Origin of the sequence: Nocardia sp. CA-136227 (assembly GCF_050955695.1) — a bacterium.
GTDB lineage: Bacteria > Actinomycetota > Actinomycetes > Mycobacteriales > Mycobacteriaceae > Nocardia.
The window spans coordinates 2,257,892-2,279,691 of sequence record NZ_CP192081.1 but is presented as its reverse complement, the minus strand read 5'-3'; the positions used below and the strand labels follow the sequence as shown (position 1 = coordinate 2,279,691).

Annotated in this window: 18 protein-coding genes and 1 pseudogene; 6 read left to right on the top strand and 13 right to left on the bottom strand. The window is 68.3% G+C overall.

The features are described from left to right. Positions 1 to 25: 25 nt before the first annotated feature. The 5 genes from ACQP06_RS10235 to ACQP06_RS10215 all read right to left on the bottom strand — a co-directional run bounded on the left by ACQP06_RS10235 (position 26) and on the right by ACQP06_RS10215 (position 5,958). The gene (locus tag ACQP06_RS10235) at positions 26 to 2,257 is read right to left on the bottom strand and encodes an acyltransferase family protein (protein ID WP_433671996.1); all 2,232 of its coding nucleotides are present in this window, start codon (positions 2,255 to 2,257) and stop codon (positions 26 to 28) included. Positions 2,258 to 2,340: 83 nt separating this feature from the next. Beyond that, the gene (locus ACQP06_RS10230) at positions 2,341 to 3,633 is read right to left on the bottom strand and encodes an SLC13 family permease (RefSeq protein ID WP_433671995.1); all 1,293 of its coding nucleotides are present in this window, start codon (positions 3,631 to 3,633) and stop codon (positions 2,341 to 2,343) included. A gap of 19 nt (positions 3,634 to 3,652) precedes the next feature. Then, the gene (locus tag ACQP06_RS10225; RefSeq protein WP_433671994.1) at positions 3,653 to 4,096 is read right to left on the bottom strand and encodes a CBS domain-containing protein; all 444 of its coding nucleotides are present in this window, start codon (positions 4,094 to 4,096) and stop codon (positions 3,653 to 3,655) included. A gap of 178 nt (positions 4,097 to 4,274) precedes the next feature. After that, positions 4,275 to 4,985: a metallophosphoesterase family protein gene (locus tag ACQP06_RS10220; protein WP_433671993.1), complete on the bottom strand. Its 711-nt coding sequence runs from the start codon at positions 4,983 to 4,985 to the stop codon at positions 4,275 to 4,277. 151 nt (positions 4,986 to 5,136) lie between these two features. Further along, positions 5,137 to 5,958, bottom strand: a complete 822-nt coding sequence (locus tag ACQP06_RS10215; RefSeq protein ID WP_433671992.1) for an SDR family NAD(P)-dependent oxidoreductase — start codon at positions 5,956 to 5,958, stop codon at positions 5,137 to 5,139. Between the two features lie 312 nt (positions 5,959 to 6,270). Between ACQP06_RS10215 and ACQP06_RS10210 the strand changes: the two genes are divergently transcribed. From ACQP06_RS10210 to ACQP06_RS10190, 5 genes are all read left to right on the top strand, one after another. Then, a complete protein-coding gene (locus ACQP06_RS10210; protein ID WP_433671991.1) occupies positions 6,271 to 7,035 on the top strand; it encodes a DUF6585 family protein in 765 nt (254 codons plus the stop codon). Between the two features lie 142 nt (positions 7,036 to 7,177). Further along, on the top strand, positions 7,178 to 7,492 hold the full coding sequence (locus tag ACQP06_RS10205) for a WXG100 family type VII secretion target (protein WP_433671990.1): 315 nt from the start codon (positions 7,178 to 7,180) through the stop codon (positions 7,490 to 7,492). 3 nt (positions 7,493 to 7,495) lie between these two features. Next, positions 7,496 to 10,297 (top strand): hypothetical protein, encoded by a 2,802-nt coding sequence (locus ACQP06_RS10200; protein ID WP_433671989.1) that lies wholly within the window; start codon positions 7,496 to 7,498, stop codon positions 10,295 to 10,297. Positions 10,298 to 10,351: 54 nt separating this feature from the next. Then, complete coding sequence (locus ACQP06_RS10195) at positions 10,352 to 10,819, top strand: YbaB/EbfC family DNA-binding protein (protein WP_433671988.1); 468 nt, start codon at positions 10,352 to 10,354, stop codon at positions 10,817 to 10,819. 139 nt (positions 10,820 to 10,958) lie between these two features. Continuing rightward, positions 10,959 to 11,165 carry a hypothetical protein gene (locus ACQP06_RS10190; RefSeq protein ID WP_433671987.1) on the top strand — a complete coding sequence of 69 codons (207 nt, stop codon included), beginning with the start codon at positions 10,959 to 10,961 and terminating at the stop codon, positions 11,163 to 11,165. Here the strand turns inward: ACQP06_RS10190 and ACQP06_RS10185 are convergent. Next, positions 11,162 to 13,151: pseudogene (locus tag ACQP06_RS10185) on the bottom strand (potassium transporter Kup). The gene ACQP06_RS10190 and the pseudogene ACQP06_RS10185 overlap by 4 nt on opposite strands. Before the next feature lie 59 nt (positions 13,152 to 13,210). Further along, positions 13,211 to 13,546, bottom strand: a complete 336-nt coding sequence (locus ACQP06_RS10180) for a winged helix-turn-helix transcriptional regulator (RefSeq protein ID WP_433671986.1) — start codon at positions 13,544 to 13,546, stop codon at positions 13,211 to 13,213. Between the two features lie 180 nt (positions 13,547 to 13,726). Here ACQP06_RS10180 and ACQP06_RS10175 point away from each other — a divergent pair, with 180 nt between their 5' ends. After that, a complete protein-coding gene (locus ACQP06_RS10175) occupies positions 13,727 to 14,086 on the top strand; it encodes a hypothetical protein (RefSeq protein WP_433671985.1) in 360 nt (119 codons plus the stop codon). Here the strand turns inward: ACQP06_RS10175 and ACQP06_RS10170 are convergent. The 6 genes from ACQP06_RS10170 to ACQP06_RS10145 all read right to left on the bottom strand — a co-directional run bounded on the left by ACQP06_RS10170 (position 14,050) and on the right by ACQP06_RS10145 (position 21,673). Continuing rightward, entirely contained in the window at positions 14,050 to 14,982 is a 933-nt protein-coding gene (locus tag ACQP06_RS10170; protein WP_433671984.1) for a potassium-transporting ATPase subunit C, read from the bottom strand. The genes ACQP06_RS10175 and ACQP06_RS10170 overlap by 37 nt on opposite strands. Beyond that, positions 14,982 to 17,132 (bottom strand): potassium-transporting ATPase subunit KdpB, encoded by a 2,151-nt coding sequence (gene kdpB / locus ACQP06_RS10165; RefSeq protein WP_433671983.1) that lies wholly within the window; start codon positions 17,130 to 17,132, stop codon positions 14,982 to 14,984. The genes ACQP06_RS10170 and kdpB overlap by 1 nt, the downstream gene beginning before the upstream one ends. Then, positions 17,129 to 18,805 carry a potassium-transporting ATPase subunit KdpA gene (kdpA, locus tag ACQP06_RS10160; protein WP_433671982.1) on the bottom strand — a complete coding sequence of 559 codons (1,677 nt, stop codon included), beginning with the start codon at positions 18,803 to 18,805 and terminating at the stop codon, positions 17,129 to 17,131. The genes kdpB and kdpA overlap by 4 nt, the downstream gene beginning before the upstream one ends. Then, positions 18,806 to 18,892 carry a K(+)-transporting ATPase subunit F gene (gene kdpF / locus ACQP06_RS10155; RefSeq protein WP_357279956.1) on the bottom strand — a complete coding sequence of 29 codons (87 nt, stop codon included), beginning with the start codon at positions 18,890 to 18,892 and terminating at the stop codon, positions 18,806 to 18,808. Positions 18,893 to 19,204: 312 nt separating this feature from the next. Continuing rightward, complete coding sequence (locus ACQP06_RS10150; RefSeq protein ID WP_433671981.1) at positions 19,205 to 20,965, bottom strand: serine/threonine-protein kinase; 1,761 nt, start codon at positions 20,963 to 20,965, stop codon at positions 19,205 to 19,207. Positions 20,966 to 21,064: 99 nt separating this feature from the next. Then, positions 21,065 to 21,673, bottom strand: a complete 609-nt coding sequence (locus tag ACQP06_RS10145; protein WP_433671980.1) for a hypothetical protein — start codon at positions 21,671 to 21,673, stop codon at positions 21,065 to 21,067. Between the last annotated feature and the right edge of the window lie 127 nt (positions 21,674 to 21,800).

Below are 21,800 nucleotides of genomic sequence, written 5' to 3'. Positions count from 1 at the left end.
TCTCGCACACACCCGCGAAGCGGGATCACCACCAGCCGAGAATCGGGCGCAGTTCGCGTCCGAGCTCGGGGGCCAGGGAGCGCGCGTAGCTCGCGGTCAGGTGGTGTTCGTCGTGGTAGACGAGGATGTTGCCCTCGACGACGGCGCAGACGACGGGCTCGCAGACCGCGTCGTTGGGGTCGATCAGGTGCATGTTCGGGAAGGCGGACGCGGGGTCCTCGGCGGGGTTCAGGGGCGAGAGGGCCTCGGAGCGCTTCAGACCGCAGCTCACCCGGTCGCCGCCGCTGGCCAGGCAGTCGATGGCGCGGTAGCGGATGCCGTTGCGGCGCAACCACGGGGTGTCGCGGATGCCGATGACCTCGAGGCCGCGGTCGGACAGGGCCGACCAGACGTCGATGTAGTCCTGCGGGGTCTCGTCGCCACCATTGTCGCTGGGGCGGGTGGCGGTGGTGAAGACGTAGTCGGGGCGCTCGATGCCGAGGCGGTCGATGACCTCGCCCGACCAGTCACGGCAGTCCGGGTTCTGCTGGCCCTTGTACATCGGCTCCTCGGCGACCGTCAGCGGGCAGCCCATCTTCAGGTAGACGACGACACGGAAGCGATACTGCTCGCCGAGCAGTTGCAGTGCCGGAATCCAGTGCTCGGCATGGGAATTGCCGACCACCGCGATGGTGCGATGGGCGTTCTGGTCACCGTAGGTGCAGGTGATCACCGCGCGGGTGTCGAAGTCGGAGATGCAGCCGTCGCGCGTCGGGTAGGCGATATCGGCGGGGGCTTCCTCCGTGGTGGGGCGCATGGGCGCGCGCGGCACCAGGGCGTGATCGGTGAGCGCCGCCGCGCCCGGGTACTTCGCCGGATCCAGCTGGCCGACAGCGTGCGCCTTCGCGCCGTTGTTCCACTGCCACGCCACCGTCGAACCCAGCAGCAGCACACCGACAGTCGTGACCGCGATGCCGGTGAGCAGACCGCCCCGCCCGGCGAGCAGACGGACCGGGACCGCGAGCGCGCGACCGGCCAACCGGCCGACGAGCAGACGGGACAGTCCGGTGGCCACGCGACCGCGCTGCGGGACTGTCGCGGGCTTGGAACGCTCCCGCAGCGGCTCCTCCACCAGATGGTGGGTGACGTAGGCGAGCAGCAGCGAGACCACGATGATGACCAGGCCGTCCAGCGCTCCGGCCCGGCGCTGATGCTGCTCACCCAGATAGAAGATCAGAATCGGCCAGTGCCACAGGTACAGCGCGTACGCGAAACCACCCAGCTGCACGATCGGGCCGGTGGCCAGCAGCCGGTTCACCACCGGCTGATCGGCGGTGTCGCGGCCCGCGCCCGCGAGAATCAGTGCGGCGGTGGCCAGCACGGGGATCAGGGCGGCGGGACCGGGGAACACCAGGACGCCGTTGACCACCCAGCCGCAGCAGGCGATCACCGCGATTCCCATCCAGGCCAGCGCTTCCCGCGCGGGCGTGGGCAGCCGGATCAGGGGCGCGCAGAGCGCGAGCAACGCTCCCGCCAGCGGTTCCCAGGCGCGCGCGAAGGTGTCGTAGTAGTTCCAGCCCTGCTGGGTCGAAACACCCTCGGCGGCATAACTGAACGAGATCACCACGGCGATCGCGAACACCACCGCGAGTGTCACCCGCAGCATCCCGTCCCGGCCCAGCCGCCGCACGATCGGATGCGCGGCAGCGCGTTTCCAGGTGTACGCGAGCCGCAGCCCGGTCGCCACCAGCGCCACCACCAGCAGCAGCGCCAGATACATCTGCCCCTGCACCGACATCGACCACAGATGCTGCAACGGGCTCACCGACGGATCCGCGGCCAGATAATCCGACCAGGACGTCGCCAGATACCAGTTCTGGTAGTAGAACAGCGAAGCCAGCGTCTGCCCCGCGATATCGGACCAGCGGGTGTGCGGCAGCAGCACGACCGCGGCCACCACCACCGCGGCCAGCACCACCACCATGGCGGGCAGCAGTCTGCGCAGGGTGCGCCGCACGGTCCGCAGCACCCCCACCGAGCCGGTGTCGGCGCGCCGCACCAGCATGCCGGTGAAGAAGAAGCCCGACAGCACCAGGAACACGTCCACGCCGCCCGACACCCGGCCGGCCCAGATGTGGAAGGCGACCACGAGGGCGATAGCTACGCCGCGCAGGCCGTCCAGATCGTGTCGGTAGGAGCCGGGCCTGACGGGGGCGCCCGGGACCGGCTGGCGGTCGCGATCGGGCGCGGTCGGATGATCGGTGCTGGATATGGACATGACGGCTGCCATTGTCGGTCAGGGGTCGTGGAAATCCCCAATCGCCACACAGAAGACGTCCGGAATGTACCGATTTGCACTGGTCAGGCGAATACGAAATAGCGCAACCAGAGATAGGGAGCGGCCACCGCAATAGTGACAGCCGTCACCAGAATGCCCTTCCGGGTGAATTCCCAGAACGAGATCGGATGGCCCGAACGCCGCGCGATCCCGAGCATCACCACGTTCGCGCTGGCCCCGACTGCTGTGAGATTGCCACCGAAATCCGCACCCAGTGCCAGCGCCCACCACAGCGCGTCCGCCCGGCCGGGCTGGTCGACGTGCGCGGCCAGCTCCGCCACCAGTGGGCTCATGGTCGCCACGTACGGGATGTTGTCGATGACCCCCGACAGCACCGCTGAGACGACCAGTATCAGCATGGTTGCCACGAGCGCGTTTCCACCGGTGAGTTCGGTCGCGAATTTCGCCGCACGGCCGATCACACCGGTTTTCACCAGCGCCCCGATCATCACGAACAAGCCCGCGAAGAACAGCAGGGTCTCCCATTCCACCGCGCCCAGGTAATCACGTTGTGGCAGACCGGAAATCAACACCAGCGCACCGGCTCCGAGTAATGCCACGAGGGACGGCTCGAGGTGGAGAATCGGGTGGCCGAAGAAACCCGCGAAAACCGCCGCAAGCACAATTCCGCACTTGATCAGCAGTTTCGGATCGCGAATGGCCTCGCGCTCGTTCAGGCCCATGATGTCGGCCGCCCGCTCGGGATCGACGTCGAACGCGCCCCGGAACAGCCGCGGCAGCAGCAGCGTGAACACCGCCAGTTCGATCAACACGATCGGGGTCAGATTCAGGAAGAAGTCGTTGAACGACAACCCCGCTCGGCTGCCGATGATGATGTTCGGCGGGTCACCGATCAGGGTGGCCGCGCCGCCGATATTGGAGGCCAGCACCTCGGCGATGAGAAAGGGCGTCGGCGACACCTCCAGCCGCTCGCACACCAGGAGGGTGACGGGGGCGATCAGCAGCACGGTCGTCACATTGTCGAGAAATCCGGAGGCGGTGGCGGTGATCAGGACCAGCAGGATCATCACCCGCAGCGCGGATCCCTTGGCCCGCTTGGCCGCCCAGATCGCGACGTACTCGAAGATGCCGGTGTGGCGTAGCACGCCGACGATGATCATCATCCCGAGCAGCAGGTAGATGACGTTCCAGTCGATGCCGGTCTCGTGCGAGTAGAAGACGTCGTCGGCGTCGACGATGCCGACCGCCACCACCGCGCCCCCACCGACCAGGGCCGCGGTCGTCTTGTGGACGCGTTCGGAGGCGATCAGCACATAGGCGATCGCGAAGACCGCGAGGGCGAAGGCGACGTTCACGGACGCCGCCCCGGCGGGCTCAGTTCGCCAGCGCCACCTCGAGCAGCCGCGACGAGGTGATCACACCGAGCAGCCGCTCGCCCTCCTGCACCGCCACCAGCGGCGACTTGTACTTCGCCATGAGCGCGGCGACCTCGACGATATTGTCGTCCGCCTTGGCGGCCGGGATCTTGGTGAGCCGTTCCGGGATCACGTCGCGGACCTTCTTGCCGCGCAACCGCTTCACCACCTGGCCGCACATGGATTCGTTCAGCACCCCCGCCAGCGACGGATCGTCCTGGACGTAGGTCGGCACGATGAACAGCACCACCTGCGAAGCGGGCAGCACCGAATGCGGCGCCCCGTCGGCGTCGGTCACCAGGATCCCCGGCAGCCGATGCTCGGCCAGCAGCCTCGCGGCGTCGATCGCGTCGGAGTCCAAATCGATCACCGGGTATTCCTCGGCCATCTGAGCGGCATGCATAACTGCAGGATACGACGATCGGCCGGGCCTTCACGGCAGCAATATTCGTCAAGATCGAAAACGGACGCCGCATCGAAACTCCCAGGTCGGAACATACGGCCCGAGGTTTCGGACCGGCCGACCAGACTTCCCGGCGCACCGTTGGTACAGATTGCGTAAAAGGATACCCGGACCCGGTTTACCTGTCGCCCACGACGGGCACCTCGTACACCCGATAGGCCGAGCGGATGACGGGGTGGGAGACATTGCGGACCGCGACCCCGGCCGGCGTGCGCCCGAACTCGGTGCCGTTGTGGGCGTGTCCATGGATCGCGAGGTGCGCGCCGCCCGCATCCACGGCGTCGGCGAGCTCCGAGCAGCCGAGCCCCGGATAGATCTTCGGCGGCTCGCCCACCAGGGTGTCCACGACAGGCGAGAAATGCATCAGGGCGATGCGCAGTTCGCAGTCGAGGGACTCGAGGGCGGCGCGCAGACGGGCGGCGTCGGCAGGCCCACGGCGGTAACGCGCCCGGTGTTCGGCGCTGCCCTCGTCGGGAGTGCCTGGGTGGCCCGGGAATCCGCCACTACCGCCCATCACCCCGGCGATGCCGAGCCGAATGCCGTTGACCGGCAGGGTGATCGCGGTTCCGTCGAGCACGTGAACGCCGATCTCGCCGAGCCGCACCGCGATCCGGAACCCGAGGCGCCGGTCGTGATCGTGGTTCCCGAGGACCGCGACCACCGGCACCGGCAGGTCGGCGATCTCCGCACACAGCACCTCGGTGTCCCGCAAGGTGCCGCCGTTGGTCAGATCACCCGCCAGCAACAGCACGTCCGCCCGTTCACCCAACTCCATCAGAGCGGGACGGAAGCGACCACGCAGGGTTTCACGCAAGTGCAGATCACCCACCGCCGCCACCCTGACACAGCCGGATCCACGGTCGCCGCCCCGCAATCCGCCGGCGGGCCCTTTCCGGTCAACTCGCCCCATACAGCCAGCCAGCCACACCAGCGTCCAGCGTGTCAACGCAATTCGGCCGCGATCCCCGGGGTTCGTTCCGTCAGTCGATGTCGGTGAGCCGAGCAGTCAACCGGGTCAGGCGGGCGCGGATGGATGGGTTGTCGACCAGGGCCGCGGGCGCCGCCGGTTCCGAGCGGACGTAGTGCGCGCCGGTGACGAGTTCGGTCGCCGGATCACAGAGCCGGGCGAGTTCCGCCGCGACTTCGGCCGCCGGGCGGCCGACGTGACCGTAGAACGGCAGCATCCCGGTCTTGATATTGCCGGGGTCCACGCTGATGGAGGTCACCGAACCGGATTGCGCCTCGGCGAAGGTACGGCTGAAGATGGTCAGGGCGAGCTTGGACTGGGCGTAGACCGGCAACGGCAGGTAGTAGCCCTTCTTCCGGTCCAGGTCGTACCAGCCGATGGCGCCCGCCTTGTGCATGGTTGAGGAGACGTTCACGACCCGGCCGCGGGCGGCGGCGAGAGCGGGCCCGAGCGCCTTGGTGAGCACGTAGGGCGCGAGATAGTTGACCTGGAAGGTGATCTCGTTGCCGTCCAGGGTCCGGGTTCGGCGTTCGGGCCCGCGGATCGCGGCATTGTTCACCAGCAGATCCAGTGCGGGCTGGGTGCGAACCAGTTCACCGGCGAGCGCGGCCACCTCGTCCAGGTGCGAGAAGTCAGCCGTCACCAGGCGCAGCCGCAGCGGTTCGGCGCCGCCCTTGACCAGCTGTTCCAGCGCGGCATCGCCGCTGTCCTGATCGGGGGCGTGCAGGATCACGGTGGCGCCGCCGTCGACCAGGCGACGGGCCAGCTCCAGCCCGAGGCCGCTGGTCGCACCGGTGACGAGCGCGGTACGGGAAGCAAACGGGGAGTGGGTCATCGACCATCCATTCGGAGAATGCGTGAGGGTGCGCGAAAGCCCGCCTCACGAGAGGGGTTCGGTGGGATCACCGAAGAGTGCGCGGCCGGATTCGACCGTCAGAACAGGCGGCACCCACGCGACGGCGGTTCGTCCTCGCCGCCGAAGCCGAAGCGCTCCAACGCGGTAGGCGCGGGCTCCGGGCACATGTCTGCCATGTCTCCATCAGAACCGGCGCTCGGCATCCGGGACAAGATCCGGCCGCCACTTTGACGAAAAATTACCGGGTCACCCCCTCGACCCCACTCCCCCGGTTGCGTTACGACCGAGCCTATGAGGTCAGTTGACGCGGAATGGGAAACGGTGAGCGGGCTCGGCCGGTACAGCCACGGCTATGCCGCCGCGCGGGCGGATTCGCGGATTCATCTGGTGTCCGGGGCGATCGTGGCGGTCTGCGGGTTGACGGCGATCATCGGGTTCGCGAGCGGCGCGACCGCGCTCGGAGTGCTCGCGGCGATACCGGCTGCCGTGCTGGGCGGCCGCCTGCTGCTGTGGGACCTGCCGTGGCTGGCCGCTCGGCTCGGATCCGATCACGGGGCGCGGCTGGACTGGTTCGAGCACGGGATCCTCGTGACCACGTGCCACGGGGCGCGGGCGGTCCGCTTCGACGAGATGCGGGTGTGGCGCCGCGTCGCCGAAGGCACGGATGGCACTGCGCTGACTCCGATGTCGCTGACCTACCGGGTCGGCACCGCGTCCGGTGAGGCGGTGACCATCCCCGCCGGGATACCCGGCCGCGAGCAGTGGGGACCCGCGTTGGTGGGCGCGGCCGTGGCGGCGCGACTGGCGGGCGCTCGGGCTCGGCTCGATGCGGGCGTACGGCTGGAGTTCGGGCCGTTCCGGATCACACGGACGACGATCCACGGGAATCAGGTGGCGTTGTGGATCCAGGTGCGTCGGATCACCGTGCACGAAGGGTTGATCGGCGTGTGGATCACCCGAGACGGTAAAGACGTTCTGCTCCAGGCCTATCCGACCGAACTGGTGAACGACATCGACCTGTTCTGGACGCTGTCGCGAGACCTTCGCTCGGAGTGAAATCCGCTTCTGCCGCTGCGTTTTCGTCAATAGATCACGCAAAGACCGTCATGAGCACGTTAATTCGCGACCCACATCCTTCTCGGCGCGAATTCCACCTGCCAACCTCGGAATCCGTTCGAGGAGTGGAAGGGGTGTGCGGGTGGCGGCGAAAGTCGGTGTGACGCCGGAACAGTTGCGTGGTGCCGCCGGGAAGATGGCGGACCTGCGGGATCGGGTGGACGGAATCCGCGCCACCCTGGAGAAGTCGCTGGCGGCCAGGGGATCCGCGTGGGGCGGCGACGGTTACGGCAGCACGTTCGCGGACGGTGAGCAGGGGTATCTCGCCGCGCACGAGAACCTCGCCGAGGGTATCGCCAAGACCGCCGACACCCTGGACTCCTACGCCGACGGCCAGCACAAGGCCGCGGATCTGCTGGCGCACACCGATAAACGCAACGGGAACGGCTTCCGGTAGCCCGTGTCCATCGATATTCCCGGCGAGCTGGAATGGCTCGGCTGGGTCGCCGGATCGGATTGGCCCGACGGCGACGAAGACGATATGTGGGGTATCGGCGGCGACTGGCGCACCGCCGCCGCCGAGCTGCGCGAACTCCTCCCCGACCTGCGGGCCGCCAAGACCGCGACGATCGACGCCTACCCGTGGGGCGACGGCCTCGAAGCCATGACCAAGGCGCTCGACGCCCTCGACCACGGCCCCGAATCCCTCGAGCACCTCGCCGAGATCCTCGACGCCGTAGCCGAATCCGCCGACGGCCTGGGCACCGAGATCGAGTACACCAAGATCCTGATCATCTCCTCACTGGCCATGCTGGCCGTGGAGATCGCCGCCGCCTGGCTGTTCCCGCCCACCGCTCCCCTGTCGGAGGCGCTCGCGATCGGGGCCACCCGCGTGGCGGTGCGGCTGCTCGGCGAGCGCGCGGTGAGCGCGATCGCCCGCTTCGCCGCCAAGACCGGCCTCGCGGCCCTCACCAGATTCACCGCCAAACACGTGGTCTTCAGCACCGTCCTCGGCGCCGGTCAGGACCTGGCGATCCAGGCCTACCAGGTCGGCGCGGGCCACCGCGACGGCATCGACTGGGAACGCGTCGGCACCACCGCCTACACCGCCGCCGCGGCGGGCGCCGTCGGCGGCCCCGCCGGCTCCCTCCTCGGCAAAGCAGCAGGCAAGATCCACCTCCCGGGCGGCGCTTTCACCAACGCCGTCAAAGGCGCGACCGTCGGCGCGGGCTCCGGTATCGCCGGCGGCCTCGCCGCCTGGGGCATCGGCGGCTTCGCCAACGGCTGGACCTGGGACCCCCGCATCCTCACCAGCGCCGGCGCCTACGGCATCACCGTCGGCGGCAGCAAGGGATTCCGCCACGCCTCCGCCATCCACGCCCCTGGAACCCACCCGTTCAACGCCGCGGACCCCGCCCTGCGCGGCGGCGAAAGCCCACACCCTCCCGGCCGTGGCGGCGACGGCAGCACGCCGCCACCACGAACCGGCAACGGCAACGGCAACGGACCGCACGCCAGCGACCCGACGAACGCCGGCAGTGCTGCGCCTCGTGCGGGCGACCCGGCGAGAACGGGCGGCGCACCTCGCGCAGGCGACCCTTCCAACGCCGGCGCGGGCGAGCCTCACCCGGCGCGCTCGGCGGATCCGAGTGGCGCACAGCCGCGATCGGGCTCGCCCGACGCCGAGACTCCCGCGAAGGCTTCACCGCAGTCCGCTCATCAGGCGGCTGGTCCGGGCGGAAGCACACCGCACCCGCAGCAGAGCCACGCCACCGGTTCAGAAGGCCGCCCCTCGGGCCCCGAAGGCCGGACTCCGCAGACGGAAGGGCGGACGCCGGAGCCGGGAAGCCGCGCCGCGGGGCCCCAAGGGCACCAGCAGATTTCGGAGGGCGGCGCCACCCATGGCGAGAGCCGTGCCGCGTCGACGGGCGAATCGGCCAACCGGGGCGCTGGTGACGGCCGTGCGCCGGAAGGCGAAGCGCGGGCAGGTGCGGCAGGTGCCCCGGCCGGATCGCACGGAGCACCGTCACCTACGAGTACGCCGGATCCGCTTGTCCAGGCGCGGGATTCATTGCGTTCGCTGGGCGTGGATCCGGACGGTATGAGTCCGCGCGAACTGGAACGGGCGGCGGCCGACGCGGTGATGCGGCGGGTCGGGGAACTCACCGCCGCCGCGGACGATCTGCCCAACCAGAACCTGGGCCCGGCCGAGTACTTCGCGCGCCGCGACGCCATTCAGCAGCAGATCGCCGACACCATGGCGTTGCGGGGACAGCTGCGTTCACTGTTCGAGCAGCATCACGCGGGCCCCGGCCCGGCGGCCCCGGTCGCCGGGCCGAGTCCCGCGCACCAGCCCGCCGCGCCGCAGCCGACCCCCAAGCCGGTGACCCCGAGCGCACCACAGGTCGAGCCCAGCACCGAGACCCGTTCCGCAGGAGACGGACTCGACATCGCTCGGGAGAAGTTGCGGCGCCTCGGTATCGATCCGGACGGGATGAGCCCGGAGCAGATGCGGGCGGCAGCGGAGGCCGCGTTCGGGCAGAAGGCCGACGAGTTCGCGGATCGCACCGCCGCACTGGAGGGAGCCGGGTTGCGGCCCGGGGAGTTCCGGGTGCAGCGGATGGAGTTGCAGAAGCAGATCGACGAGTTCCTCGGACTGCGTAACGAGATCCGGGCCGGGCTACCCGAGGCCGGGAACCCCGAAGGCGCGCAAGCGAACACCGCGGCGGATCCCGCACCCACCCCACAGCCCACGCCCACACCGCAACCTGCACCTGCGCCTGAGCCGCGACCCGCACTGGAGCCGGACGAGTTCCCCGACACCACCTCGAAGATCCCGTACACGCCGCGGTACTTCGGCCTGCCCCCCATTCCCCAGTTCTCGGCCGCCGCGCCACCCCCCGACGCCGTCTGGGAGCCGACCCCAGCCCCCGATCCGGAACCTACACCCGATCCGACGCCCGAACCGATCCCGGAACCCGAGCCAACCCCGACACCCGACCCGGCACCGACTCCCCCGGCCTCGCCTGCGCCGACCCCGCCTTCACCCACGCCCACGCCGCACCCGCCAACCCCCACCCCACCGACGCCGACACCAGAAACACCGACACCGACACCCGAACCACCCACACCCACGCCGGAGCCACCCACACCGACACCGTCGGCACCCGACCCCACGCCGACTCCGATACCCGACCCCGTACCCACGCCCGAGCCGGATCCTTCGGAGTCCACTCCGTCGGGACCGGCGGAGGCGGGATGAGTTGACGGGCAGTCTGCTCCGTCGCTGATTTGCCAACTATGAAAGGAGAGTTTCATGTCGAACGAACACGCCAGATCGGATATGGCGCAGTTGCTGGACGAGATGCGTCGGCAGGTGCGGGAGGTCGCGCGAATTCAAGGGGAGCGGGCCGGGATCACCGGGCGGGCGACGGTGCGGAAGCGGGTGACCGTGGCGACCGATGCGAACGGCATGGTGATCGAGGTTCGATTCGGTTCGGAGATAGCCGATTTGAGTTATCCGGAGATCGCGGACGCTTTCGTCCGGGCGGCGTCGGCGGCCGCGGCGGATGCGGCCCGGCAGGTTCGTGAGCTGGTGGCCAGGTTCCAGCAGCAGCGGTCGGGGCTCTCGCTGAGCGATCTCATCGACGGCGCGCCCGACCTTCGTTCGGTGCTGCCGCCCTTGACCGGAGAACTTCCGCCCCAGCGGGATTCGCGGCCGGTGGAGACCGAGGAGTCGGGCTACCGCGATCCGGGCGCGATGTTCCGTGAATCCGGCTGGTGACGGGCGACACCCCCGGCGTAAGGAAATCGGAAATCCGGTGTGGGCGGCGGTAATGGATGCATCAAGGCCGCCCACGACGCCCCTGTCCGGCGGTTGAATCGAAGGTCTCAGTCAAAGACCAGTAGAAGAGGCAACCATCATGGGCATCGTCGACACGGATGTCTGTCTGTCGTCTTTCCACGTGTTCCGGTCGTCGTCGGACGACGCGTTCGTCGCCCTGTCGGACCACTATCCCGGCCTGGTCGCCCGCAATGAATTCTCTTCCCTGGCCGCCGTCGACGAACTGATCGATCTGATCGAACGCCAACGGCGACTGACCCGTTCGGCCGGACGGCCCGCCGCCTAGACCTCGATGTGCGACCCCATGGTGACCGTGCGGTCGCGGGGCAGCGCGAAGTATTCGGCGGCGTCGGCGGTGATGTGGGAGGTGGCGATGAACAGCTGTTTCCGCCACACGGCCATGGTCGGCTCGTCGCCGCGGCGCAGCTCGATCTTGGAGAGGAAGTAGGACGCCTCGTCCAGATCGAGCGTGCCCTCGGTGTCGGCGGGGTCGAGCAGGCGCAGTGCCGCGGGGACGTCGGGTGTCTCCATGTATCCGTAGGTGGCGGTGACGTGGATGACGCCGTCGTCGGAGTAGCCGAGGTGGTCGACCGAGATCCGTTGCGGCTCCGGCACCCGCGGCACCAGGTCGGTGCGGATGGTCAGGATGACGACCTGCCGGTGGCGGACGTGATTGTGTTCGACATTGGCGCGCATGGCCAGCGGCGCGGTCTCCTTGCCGCGGTTGAGGAAGATCGCGGTGCCGGGGACGGTGATCACCTCCGGCCCGTCGGTGCGGAGCCGGTCCACGAATTCGCGCAGCGAGCCCTCCCGGCGTTCCCGCTCGGCGGTGACCACCGCACGGCCGCGTTGCCAGGTGGTCATGATGGTGAACGCGATGACCGCGATCAGCAGCGGCAGCCACGCGCCGTGCACCAGCTTGGTCATGTTGGCGCCGAAGAACAGCAGGTCCACGGTGAGCAGTGGGATCGCGCCGAGCGCCACCAGCCACAGCGGTGTCCGCCATTTCGCCCGTGCCACATAGAAGAACAGCAGCGTGGTGATGGTGATGGTGCCGGTGACGGCCATACCGAACGCGTAGGCTAGCGCCGCCGAGCTGCGGAACGCGAACACCAGGGTCAGCACCGAGACCAGCAGCAGCCAGTTGATCCACGGCACGTAGATCTGGCCGATGGTCGATTCGGAGGTGTGGGCGACCCGCAGCCGTGGCAGGTAGCCGAGCTGGGCGGCCTGCGCGGCCACGGAGAAGGCGCCGGTGATGACGGCTTGGGAGGCGATGACGGTGGCGGCGGTGGCGAGCAGCACGATGGGCAGCCGGCCCCAGCCGGGTGCGAGCAGGAAGAACGGGGCGCTGAGGTTGGCGGAGTCGTCGAGAATCAACGCGCCCTGGCCCATATGGCTGAGCACGCAGGCGGGGAACACGAGCACCAGCCAGGCGCGGGTGATCGCACTGCGCCCGAAATGCCCCATGTCGGCGTAGAGGGCCTCGGCGCCGGTGACCGCCAGCACGATGGCGGCCAGCGCGAAGAACGCGATCCCGAAGTGCCCGAACAGGAATCCGAGCGCGTAGGTCGGCGACAGGGCCCGCAGGATCTCCGGATGCTCGGTGATGCCCGAGATCCCGCACGCGCCGATCACCAGGAACCAGGCGATCATGATCGGGCCGAACACTCGGCCGACCGCCGCCGCGCCGCTGCACGAGGAACAAGGCCAGGATGATCACCGCGGTGATCGGCACGATGAACTCGTCCATGCCGGATGACACGGTCTTCATGCCCTCGACCGCCGACAGCACCGAGATGGCGGGCGTGATCATGCTGTCGCCCAGGAACAGTGACGCCCCGAAGATGCCCAGCGCCGCCAGCGCCATGGCGGTCCGCCGCCCGCCGGGCAACGTCCACCGCCGCAAGAGGGTGATGAGCGCCATGATGCCGCCCTCACCCTCGTTGTCGGCGCGCATGGCCAGCAGTACGTAGGTGACGGTGACGATGATCATCACGGACCAGAACACCAGCGACACCACGCCGAAGATATTGTCGCGGCTGACCGGAACCGGGTGCGGGTCTTCGGGATTGAACACCGTCTGCAGCGTGTAGATCGGGCTGGTGCCGATATCGCCGAACACCACCCCCAGCGCGCCCACCGTCAGGGCGAGTCGCGATCCGGTGTGCCCGCCGGTCGCCGGCGCCGCGGAGACGTCTCCCTGCGGGGTGCTCGGGGTAACCGTCACGCCATCCTCCTCCGCGCGGATTTCGGCCGGAGGTCCGCACATCGCACCGGAGGTTACCGGCCGGTCGCGCGCTTTTCCCGAGGGCGTGCCGGGCGGTCGGCTCAGCGGTCGCGGGCGGAATTCGGCTGCCGGTAGAGCGCTTCCCACACGGTGAAGCTGGACAGCAATTCGACGATGCGCCAGCCGCTCCCGGTCAATCGGACGGGTCCGGTCGGCTCCAGCGGCTCGTCCCAGCTGCCGGCCACATTCGCGGTGACCACGCCGTACGCGGCCAGCAGCCGCACGACCCGCGACACCTCCGGCCGGCGCATGCCGAGCGCCGCGCGTAGCTCTCGCACCGTGTTCGGCTCGTGCGCCAACTGGTCGAGCATCTCCACCACGCCGCGGTGATTCACCAACTCACGCAATGCGGACAACTCATCCGCCGGGTTGTTCATCGAACCGACGCCTCGCCTTTCGACAGCGGAATACTGCTGCCATCGACGCTAGGCCGACTACCCGGTCCGGAAGCCCGATCTTGACGTCCCCTGTTCACCGCGCCCCGCCTTCTTTACCTGATCCATACGGCCTCAGGCTTGGGCGGCAAGGCTGGAGGACAACAGAATTCGGGGTTTTCGGTGAACGGTTTTCCCCGCGAGATCGCGCAGGCGGTCATCGGTATAGCGGTGCCGATCATGGCATTCGTCTGGGAATTCGTGCTGGTGGGGCGGGCCGAACTCGAGGGCGGGCGGGTGTCGGAGACCCGCAGCCGCATCGGCGCCTCACCGAAACCGCTGGCGCTGCGTTTCCTCACCGGCGGGACCGGCAAGGGCATGCTGCGGTCGCGGGGCAATACCCCGTGCGGCGAACTGCCGAACCCGACCACCTGCTCGCCCCAGGAACGACCAAGGGGCCCGGTCGCCTTCGTGAGCGAAGCGACCGGACCCCAGGTATCGGCTGATCAACCCTTGAACGGGTACTTACTGTCCAAGTCGTAGTTCAGCTCGACGACATTGACCGTGGGCTCCCCCAGGAAGCCCAGGGCCCGGCCGCTGCGGTGGGCATCCACCAGCGACTTGATCTGGTCCACGGACACGTGGCGTGCCTTGGCGACCCGCGCCACCTGGATGGCCGCGTACTCCGGGGAGATCTGCGGATCCAGGCCGGAGGCCGAGGCGGTCACCGCGTCGGTCGGCACCGGGGTGTCGGCCGAGGCGTCGCCGCGGATCGGGACGATCTGACCGGCGGAGTAGTCCTCGCCACGCTTGGCGCACTCCACCTTCACGCCCTCGTACGCCTCCTGGAACGGGGTGGTCTCGTGCTTCGGGTCGGCCGAGCACGCCTCGTTGACACTGATCACCCGGGTCGGGTGAGTGACAAGGCCGTGCGAGTCACGCTCGCCCATGACCGCCAGCACCGCGCCGACGCCGCCGGAGGTGCAGTACGGACGGCTGCCGTCCACGCCCTCCAGCTTACCGACCGCCGCGCTGCGCGAGCACACGGTGCTCAGCAGGCTGAGCTTGTCCTTGCTCGGATCCTCCGCGTCCAGCGTGTCGACGGTGGACTCCGGACCCATGTTCCCGAACGCGGAATTGAGCGCGTTGTAGCCGTCCGGGCTCGCGTCGTCGCCGCTCCATGCCGCGTTGGACGGGCGCGTCTGGAAGTACTGCGCCAGCGCGTTGCCCTTACCGTCGGTGTAGGCCTGACCGATCAGGCTGGACCCGACGACCTTGCCGTCCCGCTCGAGCAGCGAGCCGTTCGCCTTGTCCTTCAGCCCCGGCAGTTGCGAGACGCCGAGAACGACGGCGGGATAGATGATTCCGGTGATCACGGTGAGCACCAGCAGCGCTCGCAGCGCCGCGATGTGCTGCCTGATCCAGGCCGACATACGCATTAGGACATCCCCGGGAAGAATTGAATGACAAGGTCGATGAGCTTGATCCCGATGAACGGCGCGATGATGCCACCGAGTCCGTAGATATAGAGGTTGCGGCTCAACAGTTTCGACGCGCTGGACGGCCGGTAGTTCACACCGCGCAACGACAGCGGGATCAGCGCCACGATGACCAGGGCGTTGAAGATGACCGCCGACAGGATCGCCGACTGCGGCGAATGCAGCCGCATCACGTTCAGCAGATCCAGGCCCGGGAAGATCGACACGAACAACGCGGGAATGATCGCGAAGTACTTGGCGATGTCGTTGGCGATCGAGAACGTGGTCAGCGCGCCACGGGTGATCAGCAATTGCTTGCCGATCTCGACGATCTCGATCAACTTCGTCGGGTCGGAATCCAGGTCCACCATATTGCCCGCCTCTTTCGCGGCGGACGTTCCGGTGTTCATGGCGACGCCCACGTCGGCCTGCGCGAGCGCGGGCGCGTCATTGGTGCCGTCACCGGTCATGGCGACCATGCGGCCGCCGGCCTGCTCCTTCTTGATGAGCGCGAGCTTGTCCTCCGGAGTGGCCTCCGCGAGGAAGTCGTCCACGCCCGCCTCGTCGGCGATGGCCTTGGCGGTCAACGGATTGTCGCCGGTGATCATGACGGTGCGGATGCCCATGCGGCGCATCTCGTCGAACCGCTCCCGCATGCCCTGCTTCACCACATCCTTGAGGTGGATGACGCCGAGCAGCTTCGCGGTGTCCTGCTTGATCTCCGCGACCACCAGCGGCGTGCCGCCGGACGCCGAGATGCCGTCGACGGTCTCGCCGACCTGGCTCGGGATCTCGCCGCCGTGGGCGCGCACCCATTCGGTGACCGCGCTGGCCGCGCCCTTGCGCAACTGGTGCCCGTCGGACAGGTCCACACCCGACATGCGGGTCTGGGCGGTGAACTCCACCCAGGTCGCGCCGGTGAGCTCGCCGGGGGTGCGCTCACGCTTGTTGAACGCCACCTTGGCGTACACCACGATGGAGCGGCCCTCGGGGGTCTCGTCCGCGAGGCTGGAAAGCTGTGCGGCGTCGGCCAATTCGTCGGCGGTGACGCCCGGCATCGGCACGAAGTCCGAGGCCTGGCGGTTGCCCAGGGTGATGGTGCCGGTCTTGTCCAGCAGCAGCGTGTTCACGTCGCCCGCGGCCTCCACGGCACGACCGGACATGGCCAGCACATTGCGCTGCACCAGGCGGTCCATACCCGCGATGCCGATGGCGGACAGCAGCGCGCCGATGGTCGTCGGGATCAGGCAGACGAGCAGCGAGACCAGCACGATGCCGGTGACGCCATTGCCGTCCAGCGCCAGATTGTCCAGCACGCCAGGGTTGTTGGCCTTCGAGAAGATGGCCGACGGCTGCAAGGTCGCCACCGCGAACACGAAGATGATCGTCAACGCGGCCAGCAGGATATTGAGCGCGATCTCGTTCGGCGTCTTCTGCCGCGACGCGCCCTCGACGAGCGCGATCATCTTGTCGATGAACGAACCGCCCGGCTCCTGTGTGATCTGGACGACGATGCGGTCCGACAACACGGTGGTGCCGCCGGTCACGGCCGACCGGTCACCGCCGGATTCGCGGATGACGGGTGCGGACTCACCGGTGATGGCCGATTCGTCCACGGAGGCAATGCCTTCCACGACATCACCGTCACCCGGGATGACCTGCCCCGCCTCGACGACCACGTAGTCGCCGCGGCGAAGTTCGGGAGCGGGCACCCGCTCCTCGACGACGCGCGCGCCCGGCGACCAGTTCGCCAGACGGCGAGCGACCGTGTCGGTCTTGGCCTTTCGCAGCGTGTCCGCCTGCGCCTTGCCGCGGCCCTCGGCCACGGCTTCGGCCAGATTGGCGAAAATCACCGTCAGCCACAGCCAGACGACGATCGCCCAGGCGAAGAACGTCGGACTCGCGATGGCCAGGACGGTGGCCCAGACCGCGCCGATCTCTACGATCAGCATCACCGGATTGCGCCACATGATGCGCGGATCCAGCTTCCGCAACGCGTCCGGCAGCGACCCGAGCAGCATCTTGGGGTCGAACAACCCCGCTGACACACCGCGTTTCGGGTTGCTGTGCGCGGTCTGCACCGGCGCGGAGTCGATGGTGGGAGTGCTCATGAGTGGATTCCTTCAGCGAGCGGGCCGAGCGCCAGCATCGGCAGGAAGGTGAGCGCGACCAGGATGACGGTGACGCCCGCGACCATGCCGACGAACTGCGGCCGATGCGTCGGCAGCGTGCCCTCGGAGGCGGGAGTGTGCCCCTGCGCCGCCAGCGAACCGGCCAGGGCCAGTACGAAGATCATGGGGATGAAGCGGCCGAAGACCATGGCCAGGCCGAGTGCGGTGTTCCACCACACGGTGTTACCGGACAGACCGGCGAAGGCCGAACCATTGTTGTTGGCCGCGGATGTGAAGGCGTACAACACTTCCGAGAGCCCGTGCGGACCCGAGTTCGCCATGCTCGCGCGTTCCCCCGGCAGGGCCATCGCGACAGCGGTTCCGGTCAGCACGATCAACGGCGTCACCAGGAAGTAGGCGGCCGCGAGCTTGATCTCCTTCGGAGTGATCTTCTTGCCCAGGTACTCCGGGGTGCGGCCGACCATCAGGCCCGCCACGAACACGGTGATGACCGCGAGGATCAGCATCCCGTACAGACCCGACCCGGTACCACCGGGCGCCACCTCACCGAGCTGCATGTTGAACATGGTCATCATGCCGCCGAGGCTGGTGTACGAGTCGTGCGCCGAGTCCACCGCACCGGTGGACGTGAGTGTGGTCGCGGTGGCGAAGGTCGCCGAATTCGAGACGCCGAAGCGGGATTCCACGCCTTCCATCGACGCTCCGATGGCACTGGGGACGGTGCCATGGTGCTGCAGCTGGAAGAGGTTCATCAGGGTGACGCTGAGGATCGCCAAGGTCGCCATGACGGCGGCAATGGCCACGCCCTGCTTCGGCGAGCCGACCATGCGTCCGAAGGTGCGCGGCAGCGAGAAGCTGATCACCAGCAGCATGAAGATCTCGACCCAGTTGGTCCACGCCGTCGGGTTCTCGAACGGGTGCGCGGAGTTCGCGTTGAAGAAGCCGCCACCGTTGGTGCCCAACTCCTTGATGACCTCCTGGCTCGCGACCAGTCCGCCCGGCAGATTCTGCGAACCGGTGTTGCCGACGGTCTGCGCGACCTGGTCGTACACGTGCAGGTTCTGGATGACGCCACCCGCGACCAGCACGATCGCGAAAACGATGGCCAGCGGCAACAGGATCCGGGTGGTTCCCCTCACAAGATCCACCCAGAAGTTGCCGAGCTCGCCGCTGTGGCGACGGGCGAATCCGCGCACCAGCGCGACCGCCACGGCCATACCCACGGCGGCGGAGACGAAGTTCTGCACGCTCAGGCCCACGGCCTGAACCACATGACCCATCGTCGATTCACCGGCGTAGTTCTGCCAGTTGGTATTGGTGACGAAGCTGATGGCGGTGTTCCACGCCAGATCCGCGGTCATCTTGGTACCCGGATCGTCCAGGTGCAATGGCAGTTTGCCCTGGATCAACTGCAGGAAGAACAGGAACAGCACGCTGATGGCCGAGAAGGCCAGCACACTGCGCGCGTAGACGGCCCAGGTCATCTCGACGCCCGGCTGCACGCCGATCAGTCGATAGATGCCCTTCTCGGCCTTGGAGTGCTTCTCGCTGCTGTAGACGCGGTACATGTAATCGCCCAGCGGCACATGCACGGCGACCAGCGCGATGATCAGGGATACGACGAACAGGATCCCCGCGACGGTGGTGCTCACTCAGAACCTCTCCGGATACAGCAGCGCCGCCACCAGATAGATGGCGATACCGATGGCCAGGACCAGACCGACAATGTTCTGAGTCACAGCCGTTCCACCCCGCGTTGGATCAAGCCGAACAGGGCGAAAATCGCCACTGTCAGCACCGTGAACACCACGACGGACATCTCTCGAACCTCTCTCTGAACGGCACGTCCCAAGACGCGCCGGAGTGAGTCAAGCGCCCGATAAGGCCATATTCGAGGACCTTTACGCCTTCTTAGCGTCCCACGGGGTCGCATTGACGCTCCGCTTACAGCGTCGCCCCGCGCGTCGCACAGATGTCGTCGACAAGTCGCCCGATTCCGTCAAAAAACCGTCAGGACCTGCGGTCTCAGGCCACAGGACCGCCCCGAGGTGTCAGCGCCCCAGCACTCTGAGGATGGTTCCGTCCAGGCTCGCGGAGACATAGCCGCCGTCGTTGTACACGTTGTCGATGTAGACGCGAAGGACCTGCCGCCCGTCACTGAAAGTCCCGTCGGTGTCGACGATGATGTAGCGAGTCGTCGGGTTGGAGACCTTCAGTTTCTGAGTTGCCTCGGCCAGCAGGCCCGGGAGGATATCCCAGTTGATAGAGCTCAGATCGAGCGTTTTGCCGGTGAGTTGGCCGCCCACGCCGTCGCGTTTGGCGGCGCCGTTGCTGTAGCTGAACGTGTCGTAGTGGTTGGGCTCGGTCGCGACGGGTGCGCCGGAGGACACGCGTTCGGGATAGATGGTGGTTTCGGTGAATTGCTTTCCGCCGGTGACCTTCTCCAGTGCCGCGATGGCCTTGCGGACTCCGTCCGGAGTCAGCAGATCGACGGCGGGGGCGCCCTTGGCGGTGGTGGGCGCGATGATCGTGGGCTGCGCGACCCCACTGCTCAGGATGATGTCGGTGGGATCGGTCTGGCCGGTCGGCAGGTTCGACCCGCCCTGGCTGTCGGACGAGGGCCACAGGGCGATGGCGGCGGCCACGGCGACCACCAGGCCGACGGCGACACCGGCGAAGATCCACGGTCGCGCATTGCGTTGCGGCGCAACCGGTGTGGGGTTCGGCGGCATCGGAACGAACGCCTGCGGAGCGGTGTAGCCGCCCGGGTGCGGGATGGTCGTCGCAAATCCCGGTGGCGGCGTCGTCGGGAACGGCTGCGGCTGGGCCGCCGTCGCGAACGGCGGGGGCTGAGCCACCGTCGCGTAGGCCTGGGGCTGCGGGGTCACCGGAAACGTCTGGAACGCCTGGGGTGGCGGGGTCAGATCCTGGGGGGAGGTGACCGTGCCGTGCGAGCCCGAGAACTGGTGGTGCGCAACCTGTTCCGGGGCGGTGTCGCCGGTGGCGATCACCTGGGAGAGCATCCGGTCGATCTGGTCGGCGGGCGGGCGGTGGCCCGGGTTGGGGACCAGGAGGGCTTGCAGGACCGGGGTGAGCGGTCCGGCCTGCCGCGGTGCCGGGACCGAGCCCATGAGGACGGCGGCGAGGGTCGCGACGTCGGTGTCGCGGCGCATGGGCTGGTAGCCCTCGACTGCCGCGAACAGCACCAGGCCCAGGGACCACAGGTCGGAGGCGGGGTTGCCCTCGTGGCCCTGGAGGCGTTCGGGGGCGACGTAGGGCAGCGACCCGACGACGCTGCCGGTGGAGGTGAGCCCCGTCAGGTCGTTGACGGCGGCGATGCCGAAATCGGTGAGAACGGGCGAACCGTCGGTGCGCAGCAGCACGTTCGGCGGTTTCACGTCGCGGTGCAGGACGCCCACGGCGTGGGCGGCGCGCAGACCCGCGAGGATGCCGCGCCCGACCAGAGCGGCGTGCGCGGGCGTCATGGGCCCGTCGCCGAGCCGGTCGGCGAGCGAGCCGCCCGCGACGAGCTCCATGACGATCCACGGATGCTGCTCGGCGGGCGTGTCCACGATGTGGTGGATGGCAACCACATTGGGGTGGGTGATGCGGGCCAGGGCACGGGCTTCGCGCAGCACGCGTTCGCGCTGGACCTCGGCGGCGGTGGCCTCGCCCTCCGCCTTCACTTCCTTCAGCGCCACCTCGCGGTGCAGGGCCACGTCGTACGCGCGCCACACCGTGCCCATGCCACCGCTGCCGAGTGGTTCGATCAACTCGAAACGCCCGTCGACCATTGACCGCCCGGAATTCACGGACGTCAGCTTAGGGTTCCCACACTGCCTACGCGAGATCTGGTACCGGTTGGTCCTTTCCGGTCACCCGGATCCCCGGCAACGCGGCCGGTCGCTCGCTCAGCCGCCCTGCTGAGCGTTGCCGATCCCGGTGCCGGCGCCGAGCTCGTAACCGACAGCCGCGCCGATGGCGCCGATGGTGACACCGGCCACGATCGCGCTGAGCACGGCGCCGATCACGGCGCCGACGCCGGCCCCCGCGAGAGCGCCACCCCCGATCCCGATCGGCGCACCCACTCCCAGGGTCGGAACACCCATGGCGAGACCACCCGCGACCCCGCCGACGGCCGCACCGACCGCGGCCCCGACGAGCGCTCCCGGTACCGCCCCGATCACCGCGCCCGATACCGTCCCGACGACCGCGCCGATGATGAGACCGGCGGCGCCACTGTTCACGATGAGCTGGGTCGCGTTGTCCGAGTAGCCGATGGGGGCCGCGGCGGTCTTCGCCGGGTCGAGGATGGCGGCGGGAATCGTCGGCACGCCGGGCAGCGCCGGGACGAGCTGAAGCTGCTCGATGAGCGCGGGAGCCGGGTCAGCGGGTTGCGCCGCGGCCTCGGCGGTGGCGATGGAGCAGGTCACGGCGATGGCCAGTGGTATCGCGCCGACGATCGGCACCAGGGCGCGTCGCGACGCGCGGGTCCGGGATCCTCCATACCGACGAGCCATTCGACCACCCTCTCGCTGGATTCGACTTGGAAACGCTCCCCTGACTACCGGTGATGGACACGTGCGTCACGAACGATAGCTGATCAGTAGCTATTTCCGGCTGAACGCCATGGCCTGTCGCGAATCC

Excerpts from the sequence above, each read along its gene's own strand:
- ACQP06_RS10190 (WP_433671987.1), top strand. The coding sequence starts at position 10,959 with ATGGGCATCGTCGACACGGATGTCTGTCTGTCGTCTTTCCACGTGTTC.
- ACQP06_RS10180 (WP_433671986.1), bottom strand. The coding sequence starts at position 13,546 with ATGAACAACCCGGCGGATGAGTTGTCCGCATTGCGTGAGTTGGTGAAT.
- ACQP06_RS10225 (WP_433671994.1), bottom strand. The coding sequence starts at position 4,096 with ATGCATGCCGCTCAGATGGCCGAGGAATACCCGGTGATCGATTTGGAC.
- ACQP06_RS10195 (WP_433671988.1), top strand. The coding sequence starts at position 10,352 with ATGTCGAACGAACACGCCAGATCGGATATGGCGCAGTTGCTGGACGAG.
- kdpB (WP_433671983.1), bottom strand. The coding sequence starts at position 17,132 with ATGAGCACTCCCACCATCGACTCCGCGCCGGTGCAGACCGCGCACAGC.
- ACQP06_RS10145 (WP_433671980.1), bottom strand. The coding sequence starts at position 21,673 with ATGGCTCGTCGGTATGGAGGATCCCGGACCCGCGCGTCGCGACGCGCC.
- ACQP06_RS10210 (WP_433671991.1), top strand. The coding sequence starts at position 6,271 with ATGAGGTCAGTTGACGCGGAATGGGAAACGGTGAGCGGGCTCGGCCGG.
- ACQP06_RS10235 (WP_433671996.1), bottom strand. The coding sequence starts at position 2,257 with ATGTCCATATCCAGCACCGATCATCCGACCGCGCCCGATCGCGACCGC.
- ACQP06_RS10215 (WP_433671992.1), bottom strand. The coding sequence starts at position 5,958 with ATGACCCACTCCCCGTTTGCTTCCCGTACCGCGCTCGTCACCGGTGCG.
- ACQP06_RS10170 (WP_433671984.1), bottom strand. The coding sequence starts at position 14,982 with ATGCGTATGTCGGCCTGGATCAGGCAGCACATCGCGGCGCTGCGAGCG.